This is a genomic window from Allorhizobium ampelinum S4 (assembly GCF_000016285.1).
Lineage (GTDB): Bacteria > Pseudomonadota > Alphaproteobacteria > Rhizobiales > Rhizobiaceae > Allorhizobium > Allorhizobium ampelinum.
The window spans coordinates 2,882,239-2,897,333 of record NC_011989.1 but is presented as its reverse complement, the minus strand read 5'-3'; the positions used below and the strand labels follow the sequence as shown (position 1 = coordinate 2,897,333).

The window sequence follows — 15,095 nt, the reverse complement described above, 5'->3', positions numbered from 1 at the left end:
GCGCCGCTTCCTGCTGTTTTTCCATTGCGCAGGAAACTGGAATTGTGACAGTGCTGCGAGAAGATGCGGGGTGACAGGGGTGTGGCGGCTGGACGAAATCCGGTTTGCCTCTATTTTTCCATTTTTCGGGCGTTTGGGTTTTTCAACGTCTGCGCCGGTGTGATCGGCACCGCGATACGCAATTGTTGCATCAGAAAGTGATACCGATGGATATGCCAGCCTCTCAGCCTTCGACCGGTGTGGACAATAAACAGACCTTCGGCACATCAGGCATTCAGCCTATGGACCGGCCAAGCCGCATTACCAGGTTTTTTATGGGTATCGTCGCCTGGGCGGAAAAGCTGAATTTCAAATATGCCAAGCTTGGCAATCCGCCGGTCTATGACAATGCCACCTTTCCCTGGGTGGCAGAGGTGGAAAAGGCCTATCCGGCCATTCGCGCCGAGCTGGACCAGATCCTGCTGCGCCAGAGTGAACTGCCGAGCTTTCAGGACATTTCCACCGATGTGAAGACGATTTCCACGGACAATCGCTGGAAGACCTTCTTCCTGCTTGGTTTCGGCGTGAAGTCCGAGGCCAATATCAAGGCCTGCCCGGAAACCTGGAAGGCCATGCAGGCCATTCCCGGCCTGACCACCGTGATGTTTTCGATTTTCGAACCCGGCAAGCATCTGCCCGCCCATCGCGGTCCCTATAACGGCGTGCTGCGCCTGCATTTGGGGATGATCGTGCCGGAACCGCGCGACCAGATCGCCATCCGCGTCAAGGACCAGATCTGCCATTGGGAAGAGGGCAAGGTGTTGATTTTCGACGATGCCTATGAGCATGAAGCCTGGAACCACACCGACAAGACGCGCGTCGTGCTGTTCGTCGATTTCGCCAAACCGCTGAAATTCCCGGCCCGACTGGTCAATTGGGCGCTGATGAACATGGCGATCTTCACGCCTTTCATCCGCGAGGGGCTGGACAACCACAATGAGTGGGAAAAGAAATTCTACGCCGAAGCGGAAAAGCTGCGCAACAGCACGGCTGGCTGACAGGCATCGTTTCGATACGCACGATAGTCCGGGATATCCGCGAAAGCCTGTCAGGTTCTGATTGAACCAGACAGGCTTTCGCTTCTCTCTATGTTAGCTGGTGGTGGCGTCCGGTTGGCGCAACAGGCTCAGCACCGCATCGGCCAGCGCCTCTCCATCATAAGGCTTGTTGATGATCGTGACGTCGCCGAAGGCTTCCGGAATGATCGACCGCTCGGCATAGCCGGTGGCAAATAGAAAGGGAATGCCTCGCTGGTGCAGTTCCTGGGCCACCGGTACGGAGGTATGATTGCCAAGGTTGATGTCGAGCACGGCCACGGCAGGAACTGTTACCTTGATTTGCGCCAGGGCTTCCGGCACGGAGCCTGCTGTCATGACAGTGGTAAAGCCGGCATCGCCCAGCATCATTTCGGCATCCATCGCAATCAGCATCTGGTCTTCAACCAGCAGGATCGGCAGGGTTTTGTCGATATTGGCCATGGATCTGGTCTCTGTCTCCGGGGGCGGGGCGTGTGTGGTTTCCGGCTCGTGTCCAGAACCGGACAGGAAACGGGCAGGAAGCAAAAGATACGCATTCAGGCCGTGTGGGTTATAATTCACGGTGCTCTTACCACCGAGATCATAGGGAATGCTACGGTCTATCAAGGCGGAGCCAAAGCCCCGGCGTGTCGGCGCGGTCACCGTTGGCCCGCCGCTTTCCGTCCACAGAATTTCACAATCTCCCTCTCCCGTCCAGCGCCAAGTCAAGTCGAGCTTGCCTCCGGTGCGCGAGAGTGCTCCGTATTTCGCCGCATTGGTCGCAAGCTCGTGGATAACCAGGGCCGTGACGGCATAGGCGCGGCTGTCGAGCACGACCATCGGGCCACCAAGCGCGATGGCGGTACCCTCAGTGCGGTAAGGACCAAGCTCGGCCTGTAGCAGTTCGCTCAGCTGGCCGCTGCCGCTGCCGCGGATCACCTGGTCATGGGCATGGGACAGGGCGTGGACGCGGCCCTTCAGCGAGGTGACATAGTCTCTCAACTGGTGTTCCGGCCGCGTCGGAACGCCGATCAGCGACTTGATCACCGCCAGAATATTCTTGACCCGGTGGTTCAATTCCTCATTCAGCACGCGTTGACGGATGTCGGCCTTGTTGCGCTCTTCCTGCATCAACTCGTTGTGGCGCAGCACCACCTTGACGGTGACGGCGCGAATGGCTTCCGCGACCTCCCTGTCGTTTTCGCTCCAATGGTCCGATTGCTTTGTGACGGCTTCCTTCCAGATGGCGAAGCTCTTGCGGGGTGTCAGCCGGTCGCCCAGCGGCCCGATCTCATAAGATTTATCGGGATTGCCAGCCCAATTGAGGGTTTGCAGCCGTTCCTTGCGGAAAAACAACAGGTAATCGCGGGGAATTTCCGAGAGCGGCACGACCATAGCGCCGGACACCGTCTCATAATAGCTTTCGGCTCTGGGCAGAAATTGGGACAAGGCGTGACTGGCCCAGGTCTGTCCATCGGCAACGCTGTTGACGAAGCGTATCAGCGGTTCGATTTCGGCAGGCGGCGGACAGGTGCCAATGGCCGTCCAGGTTCCGTTCATCCAAAGGCCCGCACCATCGCAGGGCACGAGGCTGCTGAATTCCGGCAGGCATTCGCCAAACAGCGCCTCAAGATTTTCGTGGTGGGAGGCAAGGTGCAGAAAGCGGTCCAGCGATTGGCGTGTGCCAGTGGCCAGGTCAAGCTTGTGTTTCTGCTTCAGGGCAAGCAGTGTCAGGGAGAAAAACTCGCCAAACAATTCAGCGGCGACCCGTTGCGCCATGGACAGGGTCTTTGCGCGGTAATGATGACAGGCGATCAGGCCCCAAAGTTCGCCATTCAACAGGATGGAGATCGACATCGACGCGCCGACCCCCATATTGCGCAGATATTCCAGATGAATGGGCGAAACGCTGCGCAAATGTGCAAAGGACAGGTCAAGCGGCTCACCGGAGGCATCCAGTTCCGGCTCGATCGCCACCTTGTGGCCGCTTGCATCGGAAATCACCCGGATGGAATTTTGCATATAGAGCTTGCGGGCCTGCTGTGGAATGTCGGATGCCGGGAAATATTGGCCAAGGAAGCTTTCCAGCTCCATCGACTTGGCCTCGCTCACCACCTTGCCGGAGCCGTCATTGTCGAAGCGGTAGATCATCACCCGGTCATAGCCGAGCACGGCTCGCACCAGCCTGGCGGAGGTGCGGATCAGCTTGTCGATATGGTCGATGTCCTTGATCCGCCCGATCATTTCCCGCGCCAACTGCAAGGGATCGCGCTCGCCCTTGGCTGGCTCCAGTTCAATGATCACAGTGGCGCGCTGGCGGTGGACACTCACGTTGAAAACCTGGCCGCAGCTGAGGCGCAGATTGGGAAGCAGGGCGGGGCGTGAGGCTTCAGGTGCCGTCGCCAGAGCATTGCGCAGGTCATGGGTGGCGTCGTCACCTAAAAGCACATGCACCTGTTCACCATTCACCGCGCCTTTGACGCCGAGCATCTCCCCGGCATTGGCGGAGTGGCGCAGAACAACGGCCATCTCTGCATCACAGGCTAGCAAGCAACCATGCGGCTGAATGCTGCCGGGAATGTGGATCGGTTCGCGGTCGCAATTGGTGAGATCAACGGTCTGCGTAGCAGGCATGCATGGGGCTTTCGAAGGCAGCGTAGGCATAAGCAAAGGTTGCATTGGCAAAGGCCACGAGCTTCCCTTCATCGAGATCCCGCAGTTCCTCCATAAGATGTAAAAACGTGGGCCAGCTCGAAAAGTTCCCGGCCTGGGCAAAAAGATGCGCCCCGCCATGGGTGGGACTGTAACCAAGCAGGGCGGCCCGTTTTGCCAGAAGCTTTGCGCCAAGCGCGGAGCCTTCCAGCACATAGAATAGGCCTAGCCAGTCTTCGGTCTTTTGTGGCTGGGGAACCGATGCCTGCCAGCGCTCGTCCTCCAGCTCAAGTGTCTTCAGATCGGCCCGCAGGCCATTGCCGATCATCACTGGCCGCCAAGTCCCGGGCCAAGTGGTGAAGGATGCCCGCTGGGCCTGTTGGGCAATCATCTCTTCCAATGGCAGCCGAAAACGGGCCATTCCGAGCAAATAAGCGCGGTAGGCGGCAGGAGAGGAAAAATCGCCGATCACTGCATCGAGTTCGGCATGAGCATCGGCGGTCGCTTCCTTCAGAAGCCGTCGCCGGGGTGAAAAAGGCATGGATGACTTTCGAAACAGATTGCCGCCGCTCCATTCTACATCAGCTATATGAGCGGTCTATGAGGATGCTCTCCATGAGATCCTTGTCAGGTATTAGGGTTCGTGTTTGATGAAAATCAAGTATAATAAACCTATGTCCGCAGTTTTAGGCGGACAATCCCCTATTTTGTAGGGAGATCGTGGCTTTGCCCCGTGACCTACGTCAATTGACGTATACGATTTTGCAGCGCAGCAGCCGATAGTCCCCTCACTCCAGAATTCAAAAAGAGGGGAACCTGAAATGAACTTCAAGTCCAAACTGGCGAGCGCACTTGTCGGCGCCATGCTGTCCACCACCGCCTTCCACGGTGCGTTTGCCGCTGAAGATACGATCAAGGTCGGCATTCTGCATTCTCTCTCCGGCACGATGGCGATTTCGGAAACGACGCTGAAGGACGCCATGTTGATGCTCATCGACGAGCAGAACAAGAAGGGTGGCGTTCTCGGCAAGAAGCTGGAGCCCGTCGTGGTCGATCCGGCCTCCAACTGGCCGCTGTTTGCCGAAAAGGCCCGCGAGCTGATTTCCAAGGACAAGGTTGCCGCCGTGTTCGGTTGCTGGACCTCGGTGTCGCGCAAGTCGGTTCTGCCCGTCTTCAAGGAACTGGATTCGGTGCTGTTCTACCCCGTGCAGTTCGAGGGTGAAGAAAGCGAACGCAACGTCTTCTACACCGGTGCCGCTCCCAACCAGCAGGCCATTCCCGCCGTCGATTACCTGATGGAGAACGAAGGCGTGCAGCGCTGGGTGCTCGAAGGCACCGACTATGTCTATCCGCGCACGACCAACAAGATTCTCGAAGCCTATCTTCTGTCCAAGGGCGTGAAGAAGGAAGACATCCTGGTCAACTACACGCCGTTCGGCTTCTCCGACTGGCAGACCGAAGTCGCCGCCATTAAGAAATTCGGCTCGGCGGGCAAGAAGGCCGCTGTTATCTCCACCGTCAATGGCGATGCCAACGTGCCTTTCTACAAGGAACTCGGCAACCAGGGCGTCAAGGCTGAAGACATTCCGGTCATGGCCTTCTCGGTCGGTGAAGAAGAGCTGGCTGGTATCGACACCAAGCCGCTGGTTGGCCATCTCGCCGCCTGGAACTACTTCCAGTCCGTCGATACCCCTGTGAATGCAGAGTTCATCAAGACCTGGCATGCCTTCACCAAGAACGACAAGCGCGTCACCAACGACCCGATGGAAGCCGCCTATATCGGCTTCAACATGTGGGTGAAGGCCGTCGAAAAGGCAGGCTCGGCTGAACCCGACAAGGTCATCGATGCGCTGGTTGGCGTTTCCGTGCCGAACCTCACCGGCGGCTATGCCACGATGATGCCAAGCCATTACATCACCAAGCCGGTGCTGATTGGCGAAGTCCAGGAAAATGGCCAGTTCGACATCGTCTCGCAAACACCGGAAGTGGTTGGCGACGAATGGTCGGATTTCCTCCCCGACAGCAAGGACCTGATCGCCGATTGGCGCCTGCCGATGAACTGCGGCAATTTCAACGTCAAGTCCGGCAAGTGCGGCGGCAAGGGCTCCTAAGCTTCCCAGCCTGAAACTTGCTGCGGGTGCATAAAGCATCCGCAGCTTTTTCTCCCTTGTCGGGAGCAATCGCAAGAGGGGCCGGTATGATACGATCCTGTTTGAACCATCTGTCGCATGTGCTGGCTGCCGGGCTGTTGCTGATGGTGGCCTTGACCCTTTCGGCACGTGCCGAGGAAGACCCCGCTAGCCTGATCAAGGCGCTGGGCACGGCCAATTTCACCGATGCCGAAAAAATCGTCGGCGATCTCGGACGCACTGGCGATCTCAAAGTGGTTCCGGCCCTGGAAGCCCTGAGCGGTGGCGATCTCTATCTGCGCAAGGCCGATGGCAATGTGTTTATCGCCAAGCCCGCGGGCAGCCAGCTTACGCTGGTCGATCCCTTGAGCGGTGCCGAGGTCGGCAAGGAAGCCAAGGGCGGGCTGGTCAAGATCAAGATCAATAACGGGTTGCGCCGCGCCATCCGCGCCGCACAAGGCGGGCTGACCCTGCTCAGCCCTGACCGCACGGTGCGGCTTGCCGCGGCCGATGCGCTGTTGAAGGCGCCCTCAGAAGACAATCTCGAATTGCTCGACACCGCCCTTGCCAAGGAGCAGGATAGCGCGGTGAAAACGCTGCTGGCCCAGGCCCGCGCCGTCTCGGTCATCACCTCCAATCATACGCTGGAGGAAAAACGCGCCGCCATTGCACTCATTCGCGCTGTGGGCGGTCAGGATGCGATTTCCATTCTCGGCAATGCCGCGCCAACAGTCGATCCGGCCCTGAAGGGTGATATCGATGCGGCCATCGCCAAGATCCAGGGCGATGTGGCGCTGTGGAATACCGCGCAGAACATCACCTATGGCATCTCGCTCGGCTCGGTGTTGCTGCTGGCGGCCATTGGCCTTGCCATCACCTTCGGGGTCATGGGCATTATCAATATGGCGCATGGCGAAATGGTCATGCTCGGTGCCTATTCCACCTTCATCGTTCAGCAGGCAATCCGAGCGAACGCGCCTGAGCTGTTTGACTGGTCGCTGGCCATTGCCCTGCCGGTCGCCTTCGCCGTCACCGGCATCTTTGGCCTGGTGATCGAGCGCTGCGTCATCCGCTTTCTCTATGGGCGTCCGCTGGAAACGCTGCTCGCCACCTGGGGCATTTCGCTGATGTTGCAGCAGTTGGTGCGCACGCTGTTTGGCCCGACCAATCAGGAGGTTGCCAATCCGTCATGGATGTCCGGCTCGTTCGGTCTGGGCGGCTTGACCATCACCTGGAACCGGCTGTGGATATTGGTGTTTTCGCTGTCGGTCTTCTTCGCGCTGCTGATGCTGTTGAAGCGCTCCGCCTTTGGCTTGCAGATGCGCGCCGTCACCCAAAACCGCCGGATGGCGTCTTCGATGGGCATTCGCACGCCCTGGGTGGATGCCTTCACGTTTGCCTTGGGGTCGGGCATTGCCGGAATGGCGGGCGTGGCGCTGTCCCAGATCGACAATGTGTCGCCCAATCTCGGCCAGACCTACATTATCGACAGTTTCATGGTCGTGGTGTTCGGCGGAGTCGGCAATCTCTGGGGAACGCTGGTGGGCGCTTTCTCTCTCGGCATTCTCAACAAGTTCCTTGAGCCCTATGCCGGTGCGGTGCTGGGCAAGATCCTGGTTCTGGTTCTCATCATCCTGTTCATCCAGAAGCGGCCACGCGGCCTCTTCGCACTCAAGGGAAGGGCGGTGGAAGCATGATCACGGCATTTCTTCTGCGCTCGCTGGACGCCAAGATCCTCGTCGCCATCGCCATTCTCATCGCGCTCGCCATTCTGGTGCCGATCCTCAGCCTTGCCACGTCGCCCGACAGCGCGCTGCATATGCCGACCTATCTGGTGGCGCTGTTTGGCAAATACCTGACCTATGCCATGCTGGCCTTGGCGCTCGATCTGGTCTGGGGCTTTTGCGGCATTCTTTCGCTCGGTCACGGGGCGTTCTTCGCGCTCGGCGGCTATGCGATGGGCATGTATTTGATGCGCCAGATCGGCCCGCGCGGCACCTATGGCGATCCTGTCCTGCCCGACTTCATGGTGTTTTTGAACTGGAAGGAACTGCCCTGGTTCTGGCACGGCTTCGACATGTTCTGGTTTGCAGCCCTGATGGTGCTGGTGGCACCCGGTCTGCTGGCTTTCGTATTCGGCTGGTTTGCGTTTCGCTCGCGGGTCAACGGCGTCTATCTGTCAATCATCACCCAGGCGATGACCTATGCGCTGCTGCTGGCCTTCTTCCGCAACGACATGGGTTTTGGCGGCAATAACGGCCTCACCGATTTCAAGGACATCCTCGGTTTCAACATCCAGGCGGATGGCACCCGTGCGGCGCTGTTTTCGCTCTCTGCGCTGTTTCTGGCGGGCTCGCTGCTGCTGGTCTCGGCCATCGTTCGCTCCAAATACGGAAAGGTGCTGGTTGGCATCCGCGATGCCGAAAGCCGCACCCGCTTTCTGGGCTACCGGGTGGAAAACATGAAGCTGTTTGCCTTCGTGGTCTCGGCAATGATGGCGGGCGTGGCGGGCGCGCTCTACGTGCCGCAGGTCGGCATCATCAATCCCGGCGAGTTTTCACCGGCCAATTCCATTGAGGTGGTGATCTGGACCGCCGTCGGTGGGCGCGCCACGCTGATCGGCCCGATCATTGGCGCGGTGCTGGTCAATGGCGGCAAGACGATCTTTACCGGCCTGTTTCCCAATGCCTGGCTGTTTGCGCTGGGCGGGCTGTTCGTGGCCGTCACACTGTTTCTGCCCAAGGGCATTGTCGGCACTGTCACCCAAAGCCTACTCCGGCGCAGGCAGGACAAGGCTGCGGCGGAGGCCGAAGCGTCCAGAACCTCTCATGGCAACCCTCAGGCGGCGGAGTAAGTCATGTCCGAAAAGACCACCAACAGCCTCCTCTATCTCAACGGGGTCAGCGTCTCCTTCGACGGATTCCGGGCCTTGAACTCCCTGTCCTTCGTGGTCGAGCCGGGCGAGCTGCGCGCCATTATCGGCCCGAATGGCGCGGGCAAGACGACGATGATGGACATCATCACCGGCAAGACACGGCCTGACAGCGGCGAGGTGTTTTTCGACGGCGGCAAGGTGGATCTCACCAAGCGTGACGAGGCCGAAATCGCCCAGCTCGGCATTGGCCGCAAATTCCAGAAACCGACGGTGTTTGAAAGCCATACGGTCTGGGACAATCTGGAACTGGCGCTGAACAAGCCGCGCGGGGTGTTTTCAACGCTGTTTTACCGGCTGACGCCCAAGGACCGCGAGAGGATCGACACCATTCTCGAAACCGTGCGGCTCACCGCCCGCAAAAACGACCTCGCCGCCAACCTGTCCCACGGCCAGAAGCAATGGCTGGAAATTGGTATGTTGCTGGCGCAGGAGCCGAAACTGCTGCTGGTCGATGAGCCGGTGGCGGGCATGACCGATGCCGAAACCGCCGAGACCGCCATTCTGCTGCGCGAAATTTCCAAGACCCGCTCGGTCGTGGTGGTGGAACACGACATGGGCTTCATCCGCGATCTCGGCGTCAAGGTGACATGTCTGGCCGAAGGCTCGGTGCTGGCCGAAGGCTCGATCGATTTTGTTTCGAACGATCCGCGGGTGATCGAGAATTATCTGGGGCGGTGAAGGACAAGAAGATGCTGACAGTTGAAAATCTCAATCTTCACTATGGTGCCGCCCAGGCGCTGCGCGGCGTGAATATCACCGCGCCCATGGGCAAGATTACCTGCGTGCTGGGTCGCAACGGGGTGGGTAAAAGCTCGCTTTTGCGCGCCGTGACCGGCCAGCATCCGGTGTCTGGAGGCACGATTGCCTTTGAAGGCACGGTGTTGAACGGCATGGCACCGTTCAATCGGGCGCGGCACGGTGTCGGTTATGTGCCGCAGGGGCGCGAGATCTTTCCGCTGCTGTCGGTCAAGGAAAATCTGGAAACCGGCTTTGCGCCGCTGAAGCGCAAGGACCGGACGATCCCGGACGATATTTTCGCGCTGTTTCCTATTTTGCAGACCATGTTGTCGCGGCGCGGCGGCGACCTGTCGGGTGGCCAGCAGCAGCAGTTGGCGATTGGCCGAGCCATGGTAACCCGCCCGAAAATCCTGGTGCTGGACGAGCCGACCGAGGGCATCCAGCCATCGATCATCAAGGATATCGGTCGGGCGATCCGCTACTTGCGGGATTCAACCGGCATGGCGATCCTGTTGGTCGAGCAATATCTCGACTTCTGCCGGGAGCTTGCCGACCATGTCTACATCATGGATCGCGGCGAAATCGTCCATGAAGGCGGTGCAGAAACGCTGGATACGGTCGAGGCTCGCCGCCACCTTACGGTATAATGTCGCATTCAGGCATGGGATGCGGTGTCCGGGTTTGGAGCGTAATATATTGTTTTTACTGGGGAATTACCGAGTATATTCATAGTATATTCACGCTTTGTGTTTGACGCATGTCAGCCTTGATCATTTGCGATCAGGTTTCTGTTGAAGCCTGCGCAACATGTGGTATTTTCCGGCGAGTGCTAATAACAAGGCGACCTCATGACATTCGATGAACTGACTGGCCTGCGGCGGCCGGGTTTTTTCGCGCGAACATCTGCCCAGACTTTATTGTGCCTGTTCACACTCGGCGTTTCCATGATGGTGCCGGGTGGCCTTGCTTACGCGGCGGGCGGCTGCGGCGTGACCGTCCGGGCCGGGTTACAGGACCTGACATTCACGTCCGGTGGCATTGAGCGTACGGCGGTCGCCTACATTCCCCAAGGCTATACCGGCAAGGCCAAGGTGCCTGTGGTGTTCGATCTGCACGGGTCCAACAGCTTTCCCCGCGATCAGCTGGGTCGTAGCCAATGGTCCGACGTGGCGCGGGAAAACGGCTTCATCGTCATTGCCCCACAGGGCGGGCTGAATGGCAAGGCGGAAGGCACCCATGCCTGGAACGTGCCGGGTGTGGTCCCCGTACCCGGCGTGACCGTGCCAAATGCCACAGTTTCGCCAAATGCCACAGTTTCGAATGGGACCGTAACCAACGCGAGCGTGACAAGCTCGACCGCGCCCAGTACATCTGTCTCTACAGTAACCGAAGCCAAAGGGCCGGATGATGCCGCTTATCTCAGCGACACAGTGGCGCTGGTCAAGGCCAAGTTCTGTGTCGATCCCGACCGTATCTATGCGTCCGGCTATTCGGGTGGCGGGCGGATGCTGTCGCAATATATCTGCAACGGCAATACGGATTTCTCCGCTGCCGGTTTCGTCATGAGCCTGCGGGCCGGGACGCCGCGCCAGGGCGTTGGCCCCGATCAGGGAAAATGGCTGCCCGATCCGCAAAGCTGCCGTCCGGGCCGTCCGGTGTCGATCATCGCCTTCTGGGGGCTGAAGGACAATACCAATCCTTACGCGGGCGGTGGTAGGCCCTATTGGCAATATGGCGGCGAAGCGGCACTCAATCGCTGGGCCGAGCTGGATGGCTGCCAGGGCGAACGCAAGATCGTCAAGGGGACGAAAATTTCCTCGGCGGAATTCGAGCGCTGCAAGGGCGGTGCCCGCATCCTGTCCTATACGATTGCCGACCAGACGCATGACTGGCCCGCGCAGACTATCGGCTTCTCACTGGCTGCCGCCAATTCCAAGGCAAAGGCCGTTGATGGCAAGAGCGTCGATGGCAAGAGCCAGGAAGACATGTATGCCGCCAAACGGATGTGGGCTTTCTTCGACAGTGGCGATGGTCGCCTGATCGCCAACAATATCGCCAAAAACGCCTGTGCCGATGGCGCAAAACCGGCTGCTGGCGCAACGGCCTCTGTAAACCCTGCCTGCTCGGTGACGATGAAGGCCAAGGTCAAGCCGCAGGCGGTGGAAAGCCCGATGTCGGCGGACGCGCTGTAGTGCTCTGATCCAGACAGATGCCTTAGGTTCTGTCTGTCAGGTTCGATCTGACCCTGACAGACACTCGTCTGCGCATCCAGCATGTGCCAGATTTTTTCATTTTGCATCGTATCGGTCTTTTGCTACCGTGGCTCCGCTGCGGAGGACTATATGCAAAATATTGAAAATCAATGCGAAAAGCCCGTTCTGCGAAGAGTTGGTACTCTGTCCGTTGTGGCGATTGCGACACTCGTTTCCCTTCTGACGCTTTCCACTGGGTCCGCATCGGCAGCTGGTTGCGGTCAGCCCAGGGATGTGGGTCGTTATGATATGACACTGACCTCTGGCGGACATGAGCGGGTGTTTTCCTATTTCATTCCCTCCAGCTATAGCAGCCAGGACAAGGTGCCGGTCGTGTTCGATTTCCACGGGTCCGACAGCAATGCCAATGAGCAACTGGACCGGAGCGAATGGGAGCGGGTGGCTGAGCGCGAAGGCTTTATCGCTGTCGCGCCGCAAGGGTCGATGCCCACCAAGCGGGCGGGCTATTTCGCCTGGAATGTGCCGGGCGTCGCCAAAGGCGAGGCCGATGAGGAAGCCTATATCCGCGATGTGATCAAGGCTGTCGAAGACAATTTCTGTGTTGATCCGGCGCGCTTCTACGCCACCGGCTATTCCGGCGGCGGACGGATGGTGTCGCAATATCTTTGCGATGGAAACACCGATTTTGCCGCTGCCGGTCTGGTGGTCGGCCTGCGGGCCGGGGCGCCGAAGCGTGAAGGCGATGGTTTCGTGCCGGATGCTGCGACCTGCAAACCCGCAAAACCGATGTCGCTGATTGCCTTTGCCGGGCTGGACGACAAGATCAACCCAATCGCCGGGCAGGGCCTGCCCTATTGGGGCTACGGCGCCGATGCCGCACTGCATCGCTGGGCGGAGTTGGACGGGTGCAAATCTCCCACAGTGAAAACCGAGGGCCGGGTCGAGACCACCGAGTATGCTCAATGCTCGGACGGTGCGCGCATTGCCTCCTACCGTTTGGCGGGGGCGGGCCATACATGGCCGGGCAGCACTGCATCACTGAAGATCCAGAAGGTGATCGGCAAGGTCTCCTTCGACCTGAATGCCACGGATATGATGTGGGATTTCTTCTCGAAATCGAAGCGTTGAAGGCATGACCATACAGCCCGCCATACAGATCAAGCCGCAACGCGCCAAAGGGAGCGGGCGGTTGGACACCAAGCTGTTTCAAGGCCGCAGCCGGTTGGAAACCTTCTTCCAGGAGGGCTGTGCCAAGATCCGTATCCCCGAAAGTTTCGATGGCCGGATGGAGGCTGTGCTGATCAATTCCTCCGGCGGGCTGACCGGCGGCGACCAGCTCGATTGGGACTTTACCGCCGGTGATGGCACCCATCTGACCCTGACCACCCAGGCCTGCGAGAAAATCTACAAGGCTGCCGCCGATACGGCGTCGATCAGCAGCCGCATCACGGTCGGCGAGGGGGCGGCGGTCCATTGGCTGCCGCAGGAATCCATCCTGTTTGATCAGGCTTCCCTGACTCGCAGGCTGGAGGTTGATCTGCATGAGACAGCGGAATTTCTCAGTGTCGAGGCCGTTCTGCTGGGTCGCAAGGCGATGGGTGAAGCGATGCGTCAGGGTCTGGTGCGCGACCGCTGGCGCATCCGCCGCTCAGGGCGGCTCATTCATGCCGAAGACCTGGCGCTAACAGGCGCTATTGCCGATCTCACCGCTGAAAAAGCGGTGCTGGGCGGCAGGGTCGCTTTTGCCACATTGCTGTATACGGGACGGCAGGCGGAGGCACATATGGCGGCGCTGCAACGGTTGACGGACCGCCCGTCGGGGCTTGGTGACGTCGGCATAAGCCTGTGGAATGACAAGCTGGTTGCCCGTTTTATCAGCAGCGATGGATTTTCCCTTAGAAAATTATTGGTTCCGGTGATTTCGGCCTTGCGCGACGGCGCGTCTGTGCCGAAAGTCTGGACCTTGTAACCGGCATCATTTTCGGAGCACCCATGAATCTCAGCCCAAGAGAAAAAGACAAGCTTCTGATTTCCATGGCGGCCATGGTCGCCCGGCGCAGGCTGGAGCGCGGCGTCAAGCTGAACTATCCTGAGGCGATTGCGCTGATTTCCGATTTCGTCGTCGAGGGCGCCCGCGATGGCCGTGCCGTGTCCGAGTTGATGGAGGCGGGCGCCCATGTGATCACCCGCGATCAGGTGATGGATGGCATTGCCGAAATGATCCATGACGTGCAGGTCGAAGCGACGTTTCCCGATGGCACCAAGCTGGTGACCGTCCACGAACCGATCCGCTGACGCCATGCTGGAGCTTCGCCCCAACTGTGAATGCTGCGACCGCGATCTGCCGCCTGAAAGCCGCGAGGCGATGATCTGTAGCTTCGAATGCACCTATTGCGCTGCCTGTGCTGAGGGCGTGCTGGCCGGGATCTGCCCCAATTGCGGCGGCGAACTGGTGCGCAGACCCATCCGCCCGGCGGGCAAGCTCGCCAACAATCCGCCATCCACCACGCGGGTTCTGAAGGCGGAAGGCTGCAAGCCCGGCCGAGCGGCTTGATCGGTGATCCATCCGGTCGTTGCGGATGTATTATTTCATGCATGGACAATGTGGTTTTCCGGCCTGCCGGGAACCGATGACGGGAGAGACAGTGATGAAACCGGGTGAAATCATTGCCGCGAGTGGCGAGATCGAGCTGAATGCCGGTCAGCCGACCGTGACGATTGAAGTGTCCAATACCGGCGACCGTCCGGTACAGGTGGGCAGTCATTATCATTTCTTCGAGACCAATGCGGGCCTGTCCTTCGACCGGGACAAGGTGCGCGGCATGCGGCTGGACATTCCGGCGGGGACTGCGGTCCGTTTCGAACCGGGACAGACCCGGGAGGTGACGCTGATCCCGCTGGCCGGTAAGCGCGAGGTCTATGGCTTTCGCCAGAAGGTCATGGGGCCGCTATGACGCCTGTTTCGCGGCTGATCATGCTGGCAGGGTTTGGGGTAATGTCGTCTGGCCATGGTGTTCTGGCGCAAGCGCTTGATTGCAAGGACCCGAAAACCCAGAGCGATATGACCGCCTGCGCGGTGCAGGATTTCGACGCGGCGGACAAGGCCATGAATGCCCAATGGAAAATCACCCGCAAGGTCTTCGTCGAGCAGGATGCAACGCTGGACGATGACCTCAAAGGGGCTGAAAAGGCCTTGCTGAAAGCCCAGCGTGCCTGGATCGATTACCGCGACGGTCAATGTGAGGCCCAGGGATTTTATGTCCGGGGTGGCACGATGGAGCCCATGGAGGTTGCCGCCTGCAAGGCGGAGATGACGAAAACGCGGACCAAGGAATTGAAATCCTTGGCTGAAACTCGATAAGCGGATCGGACA

15 protein-coding genes are annotated in these 15,095 nt (G+C 59.3%); 13 read left to right on the top strand and 2 right to left on the bottom strand.

Going from position 1 to position 15,095, the window contains the following annotated elements:
• Window positions 1-206 precede the first annotated feature (206 nt).
• Window positions 207-1,037 carry an ornithine lipid ester-linked acyl 2-hydroxylase OlsC gene (olsC, locus tag AVI_RS13800; RefSeq protein ID WP_015916921.1) on the top strand — a complete coding sequence of 277 codons (831 nt, stop codon included), beginning with the start codon at window positions 207-209 and terminating at the stop codon, window positions 1,035-1,037.
• A 93-nt stretch (window positions 1,038-1,130) separates the two neighbouring features.
• Here the strand turns inward: olsC and AVI_RS13795 are convergent, their stop codons facing one another.
• Both AVI_RS13795 and AVI_RS13790 read right to left on the bottom strand, forming a co-directional pair.
• Complete coding sequence (locus AVI_RS13795) at window positions 1,131-3,689, bottom strand: HWE histidine kinase domain-containing protein (protein ID WP_015916920.1); 2,559 nt, start codon at window positions 3,687-3,689, stop codon at window positions 1,131-1,133.
• Window positions 3,667-4,248, bottom strand: a complete 582-nt coding sequence (locus tag AVI_RS13790; RefSeq protein ID WP_015916919.1) for a biliverdin-producing heme oxygenase — start codon at window positions 4,246-4,248, stop codon at window positions 3,667-3,669. The genes AVI_RS13795 and AVI_RS13790 overlap by 23 nt, the downstream gene beginning before the upstream one ends.
• A gap of 280 nt (window positions 4,249-4,528) precedes the next feature.
• On the opposite strand from AVI_RS13790, the gene urtA reads away from it, so the two are divergent.
• The 12 genes from urtA (at window position 4,529) to AVI_RS13730 (ending at window position 15,083) form a co-directional block, all read left to right on the top strand.
• Window positions 4,529-5,818, top strand: coding sequence for an urea ABC transporter substrate-binding protein (urtA, locus tag AVI_RS13785; protein ID WP_015916918.1), 1,290 nt, complete (start codon window positions 4,529-4,531; stop codon window positions 5,816-5,818).
• A 143-nt stretch (window positions 5,819-5,961) separates the two neighbouring features.
• The gene (gene urtB, locus AVI_RS13780) at window positions 5,962-7,533 is read left to right on the top strand and encodes an urea ABC transporter permease subunit UrtB (RefSeq protein ID WP_234895281.1); all 1,572 of its coding nucleotides are present in this window, start codon (window positions 5,962-5,964) and stop codon (window positions 7,531-7,533) included.
• Window positions 7,530-8,690 carry an urea ABC transporter permease subunit UrtC gene (gene urtC, locus AVI_RS13775; protein ID WP_015916916.1) on the top strand — a complete coding sequence of 387 codons (1,161 nt, stop codon included), beginning with the start codon at window positions 7,530-7,532 and terminating at the stop codon, window positions 8,688-8,690. Before urtB ends, urtC begins: the two co-directional genes overlap by 4 nt.
• Window positions 8,691-8,693: 3 nt before the next feature.
• Entirely contained in the window at window positions 8,694-9,449 is a 756-nt protein-coding gene (urtD, locus tag AVI_RS13770) for an urea ABC transporter ATP-binding protein UrtD (RefSeq protein ID WP_015916915.1), read from the top strand.
• Window positions 9,450-9,460: 11 nt separating this feature from the next.
• Complete coding sequence (urtE, locus tag AVI_RS13765) at window positions 9,461-10,156, top strand: urea ABC transporter ATP-binding subunit UrtE (RefSeq protein WP_015916914.1); 696 nt, start codon at window positions 9,461-9,463, stop codon at window positions 10,154-10,156.
• A gap of 201 nt (window positions 10,157-10,357) precedes the next feature.
• Entirely contained in the window at window positions 10,358-11,701 is a 1,344-nt protein-coding gene (locus tag AVI_RS29170; protein WP_015916913.1) for a CE1 family esterase, read from the top strand.
• A gap of 150 nt (window positions 11,702-11,851) precedes the next feature.
• Complete coding sequence (locus AVI_RS13755) at window positions 11,852-12,850, top strand: CE1 family esterase (RefSeq protein ID WP_015916912.1); 999 nt, start codon at window positions 11,852-11,854, stop codon at window positions 12,848-12,850.
• Window positions 12,851-12,854: 4 nt separating this feature from the next.
• Window positions 12,855-13,691: an urease accessory protein UreD gene (locus AVI_RS13750; protein WP_015916911.1), complete on the top strand. Its 837-nt coding sequence runs from the start codon at window positions 12,855-12,857 to the stop codon at window positions 13,689-13,691.
• A 23-nt stretch (window positions 13,692-13,714) separates the two neighbouring features.
• Window positions 13,715-14,017, top strand: a complete 303-nt coding sequence (locus AVI_RS13745; protein ID WP_015916910.1) for an urease subunit gamma — start codon at window positions 13,715-13,717, stop codon at window positions 14,015-14,017.
• Window positions 14,018-14,021: 4 nt separating this feature from the next.
• Window positions 14,022-14,276: a DUF1272 domain-containing protein gene (locus tag AVI_RS13740; protein ID WP_015916909.1), complete on the top strand. Its 255-nt coding sequence runs from the start codon at window positions 14,022-14,024 to the stop codon at window positions 14,274-14,276.
• A gap of 94 nt (window positions 14,277-14,370) precedes the next feature.
• A complete protein-coding gene (locus tag AVI_RS13735) occupies window positions 14,371-14,676 on the top strand; it encodes an urease subunit beta (RefSeq protein WP_015916908.1) in 306 nt (101 codons plus the stop codon).
• On the top strand, window positions 14,673-15,083 hold the full coding sequence (locus tag AVI_RS13730) for a lysozyme inhibitor LprI family protein (RefSeq protein WP_015916907.1): 411 nt from the start codon (window positions 14,673-14,675) through the stop codon (window positions 15,081-15,083). Before AVI_RS13735 ends, AVI_RS13730 begins: the two co-directional genes overlap by 4 nt.
• Window positions 15,084-15,095: the final 12 nt, after the last annotated feature.